Below are 257 nucleotides of genomic sequence, written 5' to 3'. Positions count from 1 at the left end.
ATTCCGGCTTGCCCTGCGCGTTGCGGAAACGCGCCTGCATGCGGCGGGCCTGGAACGTTTCGCAGTTGGACACCGACGAGATCTCGCGCCAGGTGTTCTGCGCCGGCAGCCAGACCTCCAGGTCGTAGGTCTTGGCCGAGCCGAAACCCATGTCCGGTGCACAGCAGCATCACCCGGTACGGCAGCCCCAGCAATTGCAGCACGCGCTCGGCGTGACCGACCATGTCCTCCAGTGCTTCGTAGGATTGGTCGGGCTG

The 257-nt window shown here is 65.4% G+C and carries 1 pseudogene; it reads right to left on the bottom strand.

Features of this window, described 5'->3' with window-relative positions:
• Positions 1-257: pseudogene (locus tag SB771_RS35600) on the bottom strand (aminoacyl--tRNA ligase-related protein); the annotation flags it as partial.

Origin of the sequence: Burkholderia sp. SIMBA_051, assembly GCF_046534915.1 — a bacterium.
Lineage (GTDB): Bacteria > Pseudomonadota > Gammaproteobacteria > Burkholderiales > Burkholderiaceae > Burkholderia > Burkholderia ambifaria.
Note: the sequence above shows the minus strand (reverse complement) of the source record. Positions and strands in the feature narration are given on the sequence as shown.